At 67.5% G+C, this 14793-nt stretch carries 10 protein-coding genes, 1 tRNA gene and 1 CRISPR repeat array; of the genes, 10 read left to right on the forward strand and 1 reads right to left on the reverse strand.

What is annotated here, in order from left to right; genetic code table 11:
* The 8 genes from ftsY to V7067_RS01135 form a co-directional block, all read left to right on the forward strand.
* Positions 1-1090, forward strand: a 1090-nt coding sequence (gene ftsY, locus V7067_RS01100; RefSeq protein WP_334174021.1) for a signal recognition particle-docking protein FtsY, incomplete at its 5' end; no start/stop codon positions are given.
* 330 nt (positions 1091-1420) lie between these two features.
* Positions 1421-1496, forward strand: a tRNA-Glu gene (locus V7067_RS01105).
* A 411-nt stretch (positions 1497-1907) separates the two neighbouring features.
* Positions 1908-3242 carry a hypothetical protein gene (locus V7067_RS01110; protein WP_334174022.1) on the forward strand — a complete coding sequence of 445 codons (1335 nt, stop codon included), beginning with the start codon at positions 1908-1910 and terminating at the stop codon, positions 3240-3242.
* A gap of 1 nt (position 3243) precedes the next feature.
* Positions 3244-4080 (forward strand): type I-F CRISPR-associated protein Csy2, encoded by an 837-nt coding sequence (locus V7067_RS01115; protein ID WP_334174023.1) that lies wholly within the window; start codon positions 3244-3246, stop codon positions 4078-4080.
* Entirely contained in the window at positions 4061-5137 is a 1077-nt protein-coding gene (gene csy3 / locus V7067_RS01120) for a type I-F CRISPR-associated protein Csy3 (RefSeq protein WP_334174024.1), read from the forward strand. Before V7067_RS01115 ends, csy3 begins: the two co-directional genes overlap by 20 nt.
* Complete coding sequence (locus V7067_RS01125) at positions 5134-5793, forward strand: hypothetical protein (RefSeq protein WP_334174025.1); 660 nt, start codon at positions 5134-5136, stop codon at positions 5791-5793. Before csy3 ends, V7067_RS01125 begins: the two co-directional genes overlap by 4 nt.
* Entirely contained in the window at positions 5756-6769 is a 1014-nt protein-coding gene (gene cas1f / locus V7067_RS01130) for a type I-F CRISPR-associated endonuclease Cas1f (protein ID WP_334174026.1), read from the forward strand. Before V7067_RS01125 ends, cas1f begins: the two co-directional genes overlap by 38 nt.
* Complete coding sequence (locus V7067_RS01135) at positions 6762-10100, forward strand: HD domain-containing protein (RefSeq protein WP_334174027.1); 3339 nt, start codon at positions 6762-6764, stop codon at positions 10098-10100. The genes cas1f and V7067_RS01135 overlap by 8 nt, the downstream gene beginning before the upstream one ends.
* A gap of 108 nt (positions 10101-10208) precedes the next feature.
* Positions 10209-11616: a CRISPR direct-repeat array (repeat unit 28 nt; unit sequence GCTCCCCGCCGGGTAGGCGGCTGAGAGA).
* A 33-nt stretch (positions 11617-11649) separates the two neighbouring features.
* Here the strand turns inward: V7067_RS01135 and V7067_RS01140 are convergent.
* Positions 11650-12606: a LysR family transcriptional regulator gene (locus V7067_RS01140; RefSeq protein WP_334174028.1), complete on the reverse strand. Its 957-nt coding sequence runs from the start codon at positions 12604-12606 to the stop codon at positions 11650-11652.
* Positions 12607-12816: 210 nt separating this feature from the next.
* Between V7067_RS01140 and V7067_RS01145 the strand changes: the two genes are divergently transcribed.
* Complete coding sequence (locus tag V7067_RS01145) at positions 12817-13914, forward strand: ABC transporter ATP-binding protein (protein WP_334174029.1); 1098 nt, start codon at positions 12817-12819, stop codon at positions 13912-13914.
* Positions 13915-14044: 130 nt separating this feature from the next.
* Entirely contained in the window at positions 14045-14773 is a 729-nt protein-coding gene (locus tag V7067_RS01150; protein ID WP_334174030.1) for an HAD-IA family hydrolase, read from the forward strand.
* Positions 14774-14793: the final 20 nt, after the last annotated feature.

Here is a 14793-nt window from a genome sequence, read left to right on the forward strand (position 1 = left end):
GCCGGAGCCGGAAGGCGCTGCGCTGCCGGAGGCCGGCCCCGCCTCTCCGGCGGACAGTGCAGAGGCGGTCCCGCCGGCCGGCGAGACCCCGCCGGCGGGCGGAGGCGACGACCGCCGTTTTTTCGCCGAGGCGGACGACGCGCCGGCTGCGCCGCCAGCCGAAGGCCCGAAGGCCTCGTGGCTGCAGCGCCTGCGCCGCGGCCTGTCGCGCACCACCCAGTCGCTCGCCGGCGGCATCACCGGGCTTTTCACCAAGCGCAAGCTTGATGTCGGCACCCTGCAGGATCTGGAAGATCTGCTGATTCAGGCCGATCTCGGCGTGGAAACCGCCACGGCCATTGCCGACCGCATTTCCGACAAGCGTTATGCCAAGGGCATTTCCGATGACGAGGTGCGCCGCATTCTTGCCGAGGAAATCGAACTGCGCCTTGCGCCGGTGGCCCGGCCGCTGCTGCTCGATAAGGGGCTGAAGCCGCATGTCGTGCTGGTGGTCGGGGTCAACGGCACCGGCAAGACGACGACCATCGGCAAGATCTCCGCCCAGCTTCGCGCCCATGGCCGCTCGGTGATGCTGGCCGCCGGCGACACCTTCCGCGCTGCGGCGATCGCTCAGCTGACGATCTGGGGCGAGCGCACCGGCGCAAAGGTGATCGCCCGTGCCGAGGGCAGCGATGCCGCCAGCCTGGCGTTCGATGCCATGAAGGAGGCTCGGGAGGCCGGCGCCGACGTGCTGCTGATCGATACCGCCGGTCGCCTGCAGAACCGTGCCGAACTGATGGCCGAGCTGGAAAAGGTGATCCGCGTCATTCGCAAGCATGACCCGAGCGCCCCTCACGACGTGATTCTGACGCTCGATGCCACGACCGGCCAGAACGCCATGCGGCAGGTGGAGATTTTCGGCAAGACCGCCGGCGTGACCGGGCTGGTGATGACCAAGCTCGACGGAACGGCCCGCGGCGGCATTCTGGTGGCCATCGCCGCCCGATACGGCCTGCCGGTGCACTTCATCGGCGTGGGCGAGGGCATCGACGACCTCGAACCGTTCGATGCCCGCGACTTCGCCCGCGCCATCGCCGGTCTGGACGACTGACACTGCCCGGCAAGACGGCCCGGCAAGACGACGCGACAGGACGGCCCGGACGCCCTCCGGCACCCGCCTCCGACACATGCCCCGCTTTTTGCGGCCCCGGCAGCGCCCTGCCGGGGCCGTTTTTTGTCGCGCCACCGGCTGTCGCCGGCCTGCGCATCGGGTCCGCGGCCGGTCCGTCCGCGGCGGTTTTCCGGCCCGGCACCGGAAGGTGTGGATAACCATCCGCTTTGCCGGCTTGCAGCGACACGCGGTGTGGATGAATGCCGCTGCGCCCGAAAACGGCTGTTGCAATCGCCGGGGCGAGCGGCTACATACGCACTCGTTCGACACGCTCCCTTCGTCTAGCGGTCCAGGACGTCGCCCTCTCACGGCGAAAACAGGGGTTCGATTCCCCTAGGGAGCGCCACTCTATTTCCTGACATCTTGAAATTATGGATGTTTTCCCGGCAACCTTGGCACCGGGGACAGGAAATGTGGCTTTGCCGGCGTTTTCCCTTTTCTCCGAACCGGTCAGGCCGGTGCATCTGGTGCATTCAGCGCGCGGCGTCTGAAGCGCGGGTTGCAGGGCCTTTCGGCCGGGCCCGCCCCGGCCGGGCGCGGCGGCGAGAACGTCCCGGAGCAGCAGGACGACACATCCGTGAGCGCGGCCATCAGGCCAGAGAGCGCAGGGTCTGGCCGGGATGGATCCGCGCCCGATGGAGCCACCCCTATCTCCCGCCTGTTGTTGCGGCCACCGGCGGCTGACCCGGATGAGTTTGGGGGATGAACACCGCAATCCCCTTGTGGTTGTGGCTCTCCCGGCCAATGCCAGTACCCATTGAACCTGAAGATCGCTACAACTGTGCGAGAGGGGATCTGGGGCATCATCATGGCGGACCCGACGACGCGCAAGGCTGCCGATCTGCTGAGGTTCGGTTTGACAGGGCAGCTGATCGGGCCTGAAGATCTGCCGGCTGAGTTTGCCGCGATGCTGGCCGCGCTGGAGCATTTTCCCGGGCCCGGCGTTCTGCAGCGTGTCGGGGCGGGAAGCGGGAGCCACCTGCTGAAACTGGTCTCGCCCCGGGCCGACGGTTCGGGCGGGAAGACGGTCGTTCTGCGCAGCGACAAGACCGAAGGCAACAGGCCGAGGCGCCTTCTGCCGTCTCTGAACGCGCCGGACACGCCTGTCGCAAAGCTGGTCTACCGGCCGCTGGAGGTGACGGGTGCAGAGCCCCGCGGTCTGGTTGCGCACCTGCGCGAGCCCGATGCGATTTCGCCCGTTGTGGAGGACGCCTTTTCTCTGGCCTATGGCCGCCGCTGGCTGGAACTCCGTGCCGAGGCCGATGATGCGGCGGCGGGCCGGATGCGGGACGAGATTCTGGCCGCTTGCGGAGAGCTGGCCGGGGTAAGCCTGACCGGCACGGTTGCCGACGATGTGCTGGCCCGGCGGATCGGCCGGGCCGTTCTGACGGTGCTGCGCGTGGCGCTGACGGAGGAGCTGCCGCCGATCCGGGTGCTGCCGGCGCGGGAATGTCCCATCGTCTTTCTGCCACGGCCGGGCGGCGGAGACCTGCAGGTCACGCCGCTGTCGCCAGCCGGGGCCTTCTCCGACATGGCCGGGGTGCGCAATCGCCATTTCAGCGATGCCGAGGGCGGGCCGGGACTCTCCAGAGGCAACTGGGTGCGGCAGCATGTCAGCGCCAAGCCGCAGAACATCTCCGGCGCGATCTTGCAAAGCCGAAACCGCTTTTTTGCCCGCATGCCGCCGCCCCTCCGGCAGTCCGATGCGGAACTCTACCGTTTTGTGCACGGCGGGCACTTTCCGCGCTGGCAGCAGCCGGATGTCGATCTGTGGCTCTGGCGCTATGGCGACATGCTCGCGCAGGCGGCCGAGCTCACCACGATCCGTCCATTGCGCCTTGCCTGCGATCGCATGGCCGACCGTCTTATCGCCGATGCGATGGACTTCGCCACGGAGACGCTGGCCGAGGCGCGGGACTATGCCGCCGGTCTCGGGCTGCCGGCCGATATCCTGCGGGCACCGGAACCGGTGGCGATCATCGGCCACTGGCGGGGCTGGAGCCGGCAGGACGAGCTGCGCCGCACGCAGATTCTGGCATCGGCACATTTTCGGGGGCGTCTGGCCCGGCGTGCCGATGGGGAGGGGGGCTGAGATGTTTCTCGTCAAAGACCTGCGGGCCAGCCGCGTCAACCTGATGATGAACGATTATGCCGCTGGTCTGCCGAGCCCGCTCGCGTTTCTGGGCCTCGCCGACACCCTGATGCGGGCCCTGGGGCTGGAGCCGTGGGCGGCCGGATGCCTCCCGATTCTGCATGAGGTCTCCGTTTCGGACGGACGAACGAAGCCGGAAATGGAGCCCAACGGAGCCGTCTTCCAGCCGATCGAGACGATTGAAGACATGGTCGGCACGGTTGCGGTCTCACTCGTGCTCGACCTGCCGGGTGCGGAGGATGAAATCGCCGTGGCCCGCGAACTGGTCGGGCGCCGGATCGCCGGCGGGACCATCGCCAACGAGATGATCCGTGTCCTGCCCATCGCCGGAGACGGTGCGGCCCTGCGGCAGCTGCCGCGGGGCTGGGCCGTGATGCCCGCACGCCGCGCCGGGCGCCGCGTGACATCGGCAGGTTCGCAGGAAAGCCTGATGCGGGTCGCGGCGGCACTGAACCCGTCGGAACGGGGGCCGGGCTTTGGCTGGCCGGTGCCGGTCGCCGTCGGCTATCGGTTGCTTGAGGATCCTGACAGGGCACCAAAGCGCAGCGGCACACGCAGCCGCACGGTTCCGCATGTGTTTGCCGAGCCCTTGCTCGGTATTGCCGAGCTTGTTTCGGTACGCAGCCGCGCCATGACCAGTATGGGAGAAACCGAACTGCGACAGGCGCTGTGGCGCTGGCATGCTGCCGGCGATGTACTGGCCGGGCACGAAAATTATCACCCTCATACCGCCCTTCCGACAGAGGACGAGACATCCTATGGCCAAGAACAAGACTGATGTCATCTCGCTCGATACGGGGATGCTCGCTTTCGCGCGGTCGATCCAGATTTCAGAGGGCCTGTTTTTCGGTCTGGCGGAAGAAGGCGACCAGTTGAGGCGGATTCCGATTCCGGTGCTGGAAAAGGGCGTGCGGGGGCAGTCATCGGAAGACAATGCGAAAAACCCCGGCCTCAGCAACCCGCAGGTTGTCGAGGCAGCCGTGGTGCCCAATGGCTGTGACCGGGTCATGCTGGGCTTTTCGCTTCGCATCCTGCCCTTCGCCATGAAGCCATATGCCTGCGGCGCCCCTGACGTGGACCTCGCGTGGCGCCGTCTGGCCAGCGGGTACGCCGCCGCCGGGGGATTCCGCACGCTGGCGGAGCTTTACGTCTGGAACATCGCGAACGGTCGTTTTGCCTGGCGGAACCGCTTCCAGTCCGACGAGATGTCCGTGACGGTGCGGTTCGGCGCCGATTGTCTGATCTTCGATCCGCTGCGTCTGTCGCTGGACGCGCCGGCAGACAGATCCGCTCTGGCCGATGCGCTGACCGGCGGTGACGCGGAAGGGCTCGGGCGGCTGATCGACGGCTTTGCCGGGGGACTCGCGGACAAAGCCTTTTCCTGCGCGGTTGACTGGACGGCCCGCATGAACCCGGGGCAGGAGATCTTTCCGTCGCAGGAATATGTCCGCGAGGATCGCAAGGTCAAAGATGTCAGCCGTGTCTACGCAAAGCTTCCTGTGCGCGGAAGCGAGGTCCAGCAGGCCTCGATGCACTCGCAGAAGATCGGCGCTGCGCTGCGGCACATCGATATCTGGCATGGCGACCCGGATCACGACGCGATAGCGGTTAACCCTTATGGCGGGGTGCAGCAGACCGGCGATGTGCTGCGTACGCCGGACACGAAGAAGAGTTTCTACGAACTGCGAAAAAAGGCCGCCGCACTGATTTCGGTGGTGGAGGCTGCGGCGGAGGGCAACGGCGCCCTGACGCCGGAGGTTCACTTTGTCATGGCGAATCTGGTGCGCGGCGGCGTTTTCGGTTCGAGTTCCAAGAAGGCGGAGGCGAGCGGATGAGCACGGGCCTGAACAGCGGGCCCGGCCTTTGCCGGGGCGGCGCGCGTTTGCTGTTGCGGCCGGTGCAGGCGGTGATCGAACTTGGTGCGGCCGGCGATGTCATGATGGCCGCGCTGACAGCCGTCCATCAGGCCAACCGGAGCGGACCGGCTGACGACTACATCGCCACGGCCTTGCCGGGTATGACGATGGGGCGCAACTGCATGCTGCCGGGGCGCGAGGTCGAACTGATCGGCTCGGAAGCAGCGCTGGCACGGCTGTTGCGGGCTGAGCCGGTTGAGCGGCTCCTGCGCCGGGGGATGATTCCGGCCCCTGAAATCGGCGCGGTCTTTGCCGCGCCCGGCGAGACGGGCGCCTCCTGGAGCCGCGACCGCGCCAGTGAGAAGCACACCCCCGGCTGGATCCGCCGCAGCCAGGCGCGGGCCGCACGGCGGGGCAAGGATCCGGGCCAGCCGGTTACGCCGCGCGGGCATGACCCGGCGGCACTGACCCTCCACATCGGGTCGACCATCCTCCATGTGCGGATGCAGCACGGTGTGATCGGCGAGGCGCCGATGCTGGTCGGCACCTACGGGTTCTCGCCGGCGGGGGCGCCGGTGGTGCTGCCTGTGCTGCCCGATGCCGCGCTGGCGCAGGCCGGATTCGATGCAGCCTAAGGGCGGGCCGCGCCTGCTGATTACCGATCGCGAGGGGGCGCTCCTGCTTGAGCGCGCCCGCGTGCACGTCGAAAACGGCCGGATTCTTTATCATGCAGCCGATGACGACCGTCAGCGCGAGTTCAACATTCCGCACGCGAACCTGGCTGTGCTCTTTCTCGGGCAGGGCACGTCAATCACGCAGGAAGCAATGCGGATGCTGGGCGATGAGGGCGTGCATGTGGCTTTTACCGGCACCGGCGGGACACCGCTGCACATGGGCGCGCTGACCACCTATGTGGCCACGCGGCATTTCCGCGAACTCCTGCCCATCTATCTGGACCCGGCGCTTTCTCTTGCGGCCGCCCGGGTGGTCATGGGGCATCGCGCCGACCGGGTGTCCGGCATTGGCGGCAAGCTTGCGATGAAGTTCCTGCGTGTGCGGCAGACCGATGAACTGTCGCGTCTGGGGCGCAGGCTGAAAGACGATGTGGCAGCGGCTGCGGACAATGCAGCCCTGCTCGGATATGAGGGGCAATATTCAAAGCAGTGCTATGCCTGTTTCGCCCGGATGGCCGGCTTCGGTAAGGACACGACCTTCATCCGCGAGGCGGGCGCGGGCGAGCCGGGCGGGGCGATTGATCCGATCCGGCTGGTCAACCGGCTGATCGATCATGGAAATTATCTCTGTTACGGCATCGCCGGCGCCGCGCTCTGGGCGCTTGGCATTCCGCCGCACCTGTCGGTCTTCCATGGCAAGACACGGGCCGGCGGGCTGGTCTTCGATCTCGCAGACAGTTTCAAGGATGCACTCGTGCTGCCGCTGGCCTTTGCCGAGGCGCGCTCGCGTGACAGGTCAGAGGCGGAAGGACGGTTCCGCGATCGCATGATTGATGCATTCAACGACCATGCCATCCTCGCGGCTGCGATTTTGACGGTGAACGAAATGCTGGCTGTCGGCCAGAGCGATACGCCGCAGGCCGGGCGGGATGCGTGAGGTCATCGTCCTTTGTCGTTCGCGGAAGAAAGCGCGCGACGAGGTGGCGCGGGTTCTGGATCAGTACTTCTGGCGCGTCGGCGATCGTGCCTGGCGCGGCCGGGCCTCCAATGCCTGTCTCGACAGGGTTTCGCGGGATCTGAGACGCCGCGCCAGCCGCGCGACGGCGGTGGTGATCCATGAGATCCGATCTGCCCACGAGAGCCGCCGGCCAATCATCCGGATCGGTTCGAAAGCCGCCTTTTCCGAAGACGGTCTGGCACCGGTTGCCTCTCATCCGGCAGCGACCGCGCGGATCGCGCTGCCGCAGGCGCAGGCCTCGGCTCTGGCGGTATTGCGGATCGCCGCGTTGTTCCACGACCTCGGAAAGGTGACCCGTCTTTTCCAGTCCAAGCTCGACCGGGCCGCCGGGAGCAAAAAGCCCGAAGCCGATGCCGTTCGTCATGATCTCTTCTCGGCCATGGTCTGGGATGAACTCTGTGGCGAACTCGACGATCAGGCGCTCATCGCCCGGCTGTCCGCGCCCGCGCCCGGGAGCATCGACGAGGCCTGCCGGCGCGCGGCGGAGCGGCTCCTGCGGCTCCACGCAACAGAGGGGCTGCCGCTGGATCTGGCCTTTGCCTCGCGCGAGGACACGCTGGCACAGCGCATCGGCCTGCTGATCCTGACCCACCACCGCCTGCCTGAGGCGAACACGCCGATGACGCAGCTTCTGCCGGAGGCGCACCTGAACCGCACGGCGGCTCTTCTGCGTGCGGATCTGGCGCCTGCGCCCGGCTGTCCGTTCTGGCACGATGAATGGTGGTGCGGCCAGCTCGCGCGGGACGCTTCGCGGCTGGTGGCGGGCATCGCCTGCCCCTCGCTCGATATCGGCCTGCGCACGGCGCTGATGCTGGCCGATCATCTGGGGTCGGCCAAGAAGGTGCTTTCGCCGGCCCGCCCGGAGCATCTGGCGAACCTGATCGAAGGGGCCCCGGCCGATTCCCTCACGCTCCACATCCGGCGTGTGTGGGCGCATTGCCGTGCGGCCTTCGACACTCTGCTGCAGGCGCGCGACCGCTTTCCGGCCCTGCCGGAAGATCGGGTGCCGCGGGATATCGCCCGGCCTCTGCGCTCGTCCGATCCGCGTTTTGCCTGGCAGGCCGGTGCTGCTGCGGCGGCCCGGTCGCTTGCGGGCCGCGGCGAAGGCGGTTTCTTTGCCTGTCTGCTGGCGGGAACCGGCACCGGCAAGACCCGGGCCGCCCCCACGGTTCTTGCCGCGGCAGCCTTCGCCGATGCCCGGCCCGAACGGCGATATCTGCGCTTTTCGCTGGGGCTCGGCCTGCGCGTTCTGGCGACGCAGTCGGCCCGCGAATATGTCGACGACCTCGGATTTTCAGCACAGGATATGTCTGTCGTCGTCGGTCAGGAACCGATCTTTTTCGGGACCGGGGACCGGGCGGCGGCGGAAGAAGGCGAGGCTGCCGGCTCGGAAAGCCTGATCGATCTGCCCGACTGGCTGCGGGTGGAAATGGCGGAAGGGCCGGTGCCGGGAGAGGGAGCGGAGAAGGAGGCCGACTGGCTGAGAGGGCTCTCGCTCGATACCGGTCGCGCGCTGCCGGCCTTCTGCGAGGAGGTGATCCGCGCGTCCGGCACAAAGGCGGCGGATGCGCGCCGGCTTGTTGCGCCGCCGATCATGGTCGGCACGGTCGATCATCTGATGCCCGTGGCTTCGCCGGAGCGGGCGCGCCACAGGATCGCGGCGCTCCGGGTCGTCACTTCTGATCTGATCCTCGACGAGATCGACCAGTACGACGCCGAAAGTCTCGCAGCTCTGGCACGGCTCGTCTATCAGGCCGGTGCGGCCGGGCGGCGGGTCGTGATCCTGTCGGCAACGCTGACCGCCGATATCGCCGGTGCGTTCCATTCCGCCTACCGCGCCGGCTGGCGCGTTCACGCCGATGCCGCGGGAATGGCCGGGCATGTTCATCTGCTCTGCTGTGCCGATGCGCCGGGCGCGGTTGCCGACAACGCAGACGGCGCCGCGTTCGGGACGGTCTTCGATCGGTGCCGCGATGCGGTCCTCTCTCATCTTTCCCGCGCGGCGCCCCAGCGGCGCGGCGAAATTCTGCCCGTGGCAGCGGACTGGGCGGCGCTTGTCGCGCAGGTCCATGCCGCCGTATCGCGAATGCATGACCTGCACGGCAGCCTGATCGGGGATTGCAGGGTGTCGTTCGGTCTCGTGCGGATGACGACCATCTCCCAGACAGAGACCATGATCCGCCAGCTTCCCGCCGGGGCGGCGGAGGGGCGGCTGCGCCTGATCATCGGCCTGCATTCAGGCTTCCTGCGTCTGCAGCGTGAATGGATCGAGCACCGCCTGCGTCGGGCGCTGACCCGCAAGGGCGCCGATCCGGACGCCGGCCTGCGCCACCTGTGTCAGGACGAGGGGCTGTTTGCGCGCGCGCAGGCGGCGGGCTGCCGCGATATCGAGATCGTCGCGGTCACTTCACCGGTGATCGAAACGGGCAACGATCTCGATTTCGACTATGCGGTCGTGGACCCTTCCTCGCTGCGCGCCATCGTGCAGACGGCCGGGCGCGTGCGCCGTCATCGCCGCACGACAGGGCACGGGCCGAACATTGTGCTGTTCGGCCGCAGTCCCATCGTGATGAAGCATCGCAAGCTGGCCTGGCCGGGGGTTGAGACCGCTCTTGCGAGCGAAACGCAGGTGTCCACACCGGACCTTTGCGATCATGTCGGCTCTGACAGTCGCGATCTGTCCTGCCTCCTCGGCTCTGCGGATGTGTCGGCGATTTCGGCAACGCTGGTCCTCGATCCGCAGCCGGACGTGCCTTTGCGGGCGGCCGAGGCGGCCCTTCGGGCGGCGATGCTGAAGCTGGAAGGCGGGCAGGCCCCTCTGGGGCGCTATCTGACGCACCTGATGGCCCGCGTTAGCCGCCGGTCCGCGCGCATCCGCCGTTTCCGCCGCGCCACGGGAGGGGAGTTCCGGCTCTTCCTGCGGGGCGAGGGGCCGGAAACAGCGGAATGCTGGGGCGAAATCGCTCTGGGGGGGCACATGGTCCCCGCGCGCCGACTGGAGCCGGAGGAGTGCTTGCGGGTGGACGGGCGCGCGGACATCGCTCTCTTTCCCGAGGCATTGCTGCGGGCCTGGCGGCTGGTGGCACCCGCGGGCGACGGGCAGGCGCGTGCGGCCCTGGAGCGGCTTGCATCTGTCAGCTTCGAGATGCATGCCGGCGAACTGGCCGACACAACCTTTCCGGCCGTGCGCTGGAGCGATCTGGCGGGGATTGTGCGCGCCGGACGGGACGATCTTTCCGAGGCGCCCTGAAATCCTCTTATAAAACAGTGTTTTATAAGAGGGCAGTTTGCCGATTGTCCCGGTGCATGGCTTGCGATAACCCATTATCACGACTGTTGTCGTGCCCCTGATGCCAGAGCTCCCCGCCGGGTAGGCGGCTGAGAGACTAAGGCCTTGTCCTCACGGCAATATATCCAAGCTCCCCGCCGGGTAGGCGGCTGAGAGAAAGGGGCTTGGGTCCGGCGGGCAGCCCGGCTTGCTCCCCGCCGGGTAGGCGGCTGAGAGACGCTTGAGGTATTCGGGTATTATCCCCCCGGAGCTCCCCGCCGGGTAGGCGGCTGAGAGAGAAGAAACCATCAAAGCGATTAAGGGTTTTAAGCTCCCCGCCGGGTAGGCGGCTGAGAGATTGTAGAGGCGCACAAGCGCGGGATCGATCTGGCTCCCCGCCGGGTAGGCGGCTGAGAGATTGCTGGCGGCCTTTGAACGTCTTATTCTTGTGCTCCCCGCCGGGTAGGCGGCTGAGAGAGTAAGCAGGTGCCCCATAACGTCCGGCGACGGGCTCCCCGCCGGGTAGGCGGCTGAGAGAACCGCTCGGCCCGGCCGATGTCCGCGTGTGGCGCTCCCCGCCGGGTAGGCGGCTGAGAGACGGAATCAGACGATCAATGACCGGGCGCTGAGGCTCCCCGCCGGGTAGGCGGCTGAGAGAGCGGACATAGCTTTTCGAGTCGACGTTAAAGAGCTCCCCGCCGGGTAGGCGGCTGAGAGAGATGACTTCGGCGCGTATCGCGCCACGGTGGCGCTCCCCGCCGGGTAGGCGGCTGAGAGATCCAGCGCCGCGAGCAGCCCCTCAAAGGTCACGCTCCCCGCCGGGTAGGCGGCTGAGAGAGGATATTGCCGCGCAGATTCTGGTGCGGGGCAGCTCCCCGCCGGGTAGGCGGCTGAGAGAAGTCGCGTGTCTTGCCCTTCCAGCGGGCGGCCGCTCCCCGCCGGGTAGGCGGCTGAGAGACCACTGATTCAGGTGGTAGCGCCGGAAATGCGGCTCCCCGCCGGGTAGGCGGCTGAGAGAACAGCAGACTGCCGAGCGCGGACTCAGATTGCGCTCCCCGCCGGGTAGGCGGCTGAGAGACAACCCCGCGATCTGACGGCCGCTGGTAGTTAGCTCCCCGCCGGGTAGGCGGCTGAGAGAGATCTTGCGCGAGGGCTCGGCGTAGACAGCCGGCTCCCCGCCGGGTAGGCGGCTGAGAGAAGCGTCTCAGTCCGGAGATGCTGCGCGCGGCCGCTCCCCGCCGGGTAGGCGGCTGAGAGAATAACAGCCGCATCCACCGACTCTGCGTCCAGGCTCCCCGCCGGGTAGGCGGCGGAGAGAGAAAAAACCGGCCTGCCGGTCTACGAGGGCCAGCTCCCCGCCGGGTAGGCGGCTGAGAGACGTGGAAGGGAGTGCAAATCGGTGATTATGTCGCTCCCCGCCGGGTAGGCGGCTGAGAGAACCGCCATGGCCGATCTGCACGGGCGCCGGAAGCTCCCCGCCGGGTAGGCGGCTGTGAGGCCTGCGGCGGTTTGTGGCGACGTTTTCCGGTGCTCAGGGGAATTGTGCCAGCGCGGCGGCGAGGCCGAGGGCGGGATAGCGGGCATCGAGGCGGGCCAGATCGTCGGCGAGTTCGGCGACGATCCAGTCGCGGATCTGCATCACCACGGGGCGGAACGGCTTGTCGCGCTGGCGCACCAGATGGCAGCGCCGCCCGGTGGCGATGAGATCGTTGCGGGCGGGAACGAGATCGCCCGTCACCAGCCAGTGCGACACCACATTGAGCCAGCCGAGCGCCACGCCCTGCCCGAGAAGCGCGGCCTGCACCACGATGGCGTAATCGGAAAACACCAGCGTGTTGGAGCCGTCGCCGAACGAGCGGGCGATGGCGTCGCCCCACCCGGTGTTGCTGTCGCTGAGGTTGACGATGGTGGTGGCCGTTGCCTTCAGGGTGCCATGGCCGTCGCCGTGGCGCTCCAGATAGGCCGGGCTGCAGATCGGCAGCAGAATCTCCGGCATGACGAGCGTCGCCTCGTGGCGGTCGTCGGCCCCTTCCACGAAGCGCATGCCGAGATCGACATCGCTGACCGGCCCGGAAAGCGCGCTCATGATCAGCTGGAAGCGCAGATCCACCCCCGGAAAGGCGGCCTTGAAGCGCTCCATGCGCGGCATCATCCAGTGGGTGGTGAAGCCGGTGGAGACCGACAGCGACACCGTCTCTGTGCCGGCGCTGCGGTCCTGAATCTCGCGGATGGCCGCCTCGATGCCCGAAAAGCCGCGGGCCGTGGCATCGAACAGCAGCTTGCCGGCCTCCGTGGTCAGCACGCCGTTGGGCAGGCGCACGAACAGCGGCGTGCCGAGGCGGTCTTCCAAGCGGGCCACCATGCGGCTCACGGCGGCCGGGGTCACGTTCAGCTCGTCGGCCGCCCGCGAGAAACTCCCGCACCGGGCGGCCGCCTCGAACGTGAACAGCGCATTCATGGAGGGCAGGGAGCGGCGCAGCATTGTCATTACATCATGTAAAACCTCCGCCAACCTTTTTTCAATTGCCGGATCAGGAATGCTGCGGTTTTCTTGGGGCGGGCAGACGGTTTCGCCGGGCCGCACAGCCGCAACACCGGGACAGCGGGTTGCAGCGTGCCGGCTCCCGGTGCACGGTCCGGCCCGGGGCCTGTCCGGTCGTGGCAGCCATCCAGTTGAGCCGAAAGCAGCGTGGGACGAATGAGCAGTACGGCCAAATCCAGCAGCGTCGGCGTTTCCATCCGTTCGGCGGAGAAGCATTACGGCGCCTTCCGCGCCCTCGACAATGTCAGTCTGGAGGTGGCGCCGGGTGAGTTCGTCTCGGTTCTCGGCCCGTCCGGATCGGGCAAGACGACCCTGCTCGGCATCCTCGGCGGGTTCGTCCAGCCGACCTCCGGGTCGGTCTGGCTGGGCGACCGCGATATTACATTTGCGCCGCCCCATAAGCGCGACATCGGCATCGTCTTCCAGAACTACGCGCTGTTTCCGCATATGAGCGTGGGCGAGAACGTCGCCTTTCCGCTGCGCGCCCGCCGGCTGCCGAAGGCAGACTGGCCGGAGCGGGTGAAGGCGGCGCTGGCCATGGTGGAACTCTCCGGCTTCGAAAACCGGCGCATCAGCGCGCTTTCCGGCGGCCAGCGCCAGCGGGTGGCACTGGCCCGCGCCATGATCTTCGAGCCGCGTCTGATCCTGATGGACGAGCCGCTGTCGGCGCTCGACAAGCAGTTGCGCGAGACGATGCAGATCGAACTGCGCCACCTGCACCGCAAGCTCGGCGCCACCATCATCTATGTCACCCACGACCAGCGCGAGGCGCTGACCATGAGTGACCGCATCGCCATCATGAACCGCGGCCGCATCGTGCAGATCGACGCGCCGGAGGTGCTGCACGATCATCCGGCCGATTCCTTCGTCGCCGGCTTCATCGGCGAGGCGACCTTGCTGCGGGTGCAGAACGTGGCCATCGGCGGCCATGCGGTGCGGCTCGGCGGCACGGTTCTGCAATCGGCGCGGCCGGTGCCGGTCAGCAACGAGATCTTCCTCGTGCTTCACGCCGAAAAGCTGGTCATCGCCGGCCCGGAAACCGCCGCCGGCATGAACCGGCTTTCCGGCACCGTGACCGAGATCGTCTATCAGGGCGAGAGCATCCGCGTGTTTCTCACCCTTGAGAACGGCGACAGCCTCAGTTTCCGCCAGCCGGCCAACCATCTGGGCCGGCAGCTCATTCCCCCGCCGGGCAATCCGCTGACCCTCGCGCTGCACCCGGAGGATACCATCATCGTGCCGAAGGCCGTCTGACGGCCCGGTTCGCGCCCGATCTCACCCCGCCGCACGGCCCGCCGCCGGAGACCTGCTCTCCGGCGAACGGGCGCCCCTTGCCCGGTCTTACTTGCCAGCCCCTTTCAAGAGCCCACCAGAGAGCAACACGATGTCCCTCACTTCCTTCAAGGTTCTCACCTTCGACGTGGTCGGCACGCTGATCGATTTCGAGACCGGCGTCATCTCCGCCATCCGCAGCCTTGGCGGCCCGAAGGCAGAAGCAGCCGACGAAGATACGATCTTTGCGGCCTACAAGCGCGGCCGCGACAACTTCTACGGCCGCTCCTCCTTCGCCATGAAGGATGTCTATCTGTCGCTGGCCGCCGAACTGGACTTCCGCAGCGACGAGGCCACTGCCGATGCCTTCCAGCTTGCGGTGCTGCGCTGGCCGGCCTTTGCCGACTCGGTCGATGCGCTGAAGCGCCTGCGCCGCAACTATCGCCTCGTCGCCATGACGAATGCCGACCGCACGGCCTTCTCGGCCTATTCCCACACGCTGGGCAATCCGTTCCACGACAGCGTGACGTGCGACGAGACCGGCGTTGCCAAGCCCGACCCGCGCTTCTTCGCCTTCAACTGCGGCCGGCAGTCGGCCCACGGTTTCCGGCAGAACGAGATCCTGCACGTTGCGCAGAGCCAGTATCACGACATCGGCGTGGCCCGCGAACTGGGCTACACCGTGTGCTGGATCGAGCGTCGCCAGGGCCTGACCGGTTTCGGCGGCACGCCGGAGCCGAAGCAGGTGACGAAGCCGGATTATCACTTCTCCACCCTCAAGGGTCTGGCCGATGCCATCGATGTGGCGCGGCGGGCCGAAGGGCTGCCGGTGGCGGCCTGATCTGCCGGCCCGGCCGGCCG

Origin of the sequence: Pseudoxanthobacter sp. (assembly GCF_036822375.1) — a bacterium.
Lineage (GTDB): Bacteria > Pseudomonadota > Alphaproteobacteria > Rhizobiales > Segnochrobactraceae > Pseudoxanthobacter.

What these genes read in the sequence shown, in the direction of transcription:
- V7067_RS01115 (WP_334174023.1), top strand. Translation starts at nt 3,244, where the DNA reads ATGTTTCTCGTCAAAGACCTGCGGGCCAGCCGCGTCAACCTGATGATG.
- csy3 (WP_334174024.1), top strand. Translation starts at nt 4,061, where the DNA reads ATGGCCAAGAACAAGACTGATGTCATCTCGCTCGATACGGGGATGCTC.
- V7067_RS01125 (WP_334174025.1), top strand. Translation starts at nt 5,134, where the DNA reads ATGAGCACGGGCCTGAACAGCGGGCCCGGCCTTTGCCGGGGCGGCGCG.
- cas1f (WP_334174026.1), top strand. Translation starts at nt 5,756, where the DNA reads ATGCCGCGCTGGCGCAGGCCGGATTCGATGCAGCCTAAGGGCGGGCCG.
- V7067_RS01135 (WP_334174027.1), top strand. Translation starts at nt 6,762, where the DNA reads ATGCGTGAGGTCATCGTCCTTTGTCGTTCGCGGAAGAAAGCGCGCGAC.
- V7067_RS01140 (WP_334174028.1), bottom strand. Translation starts at nt 12,606, where the DNA reads ATGACAATGCTGCGCCGCTCCCTGCCCTCCATGAATGCGCTGTTCACG.
- V7067_RS01145 (WP_334174029.1), top strand. Translation starts at nt 12,817, where the DNA reads ATGAGCAGTACGGCCAAATCCAGCAGCGTCGGCGTTTCCATCCGTTCG.
- V7067_RS01150 (WP_334174030.1), top strand. Translation starts at nt 14,045, where the DNA reads ATGTCCCTCACTTCCTTCAAGGTTCTCACCTTCGACGTGGTCGGCACG.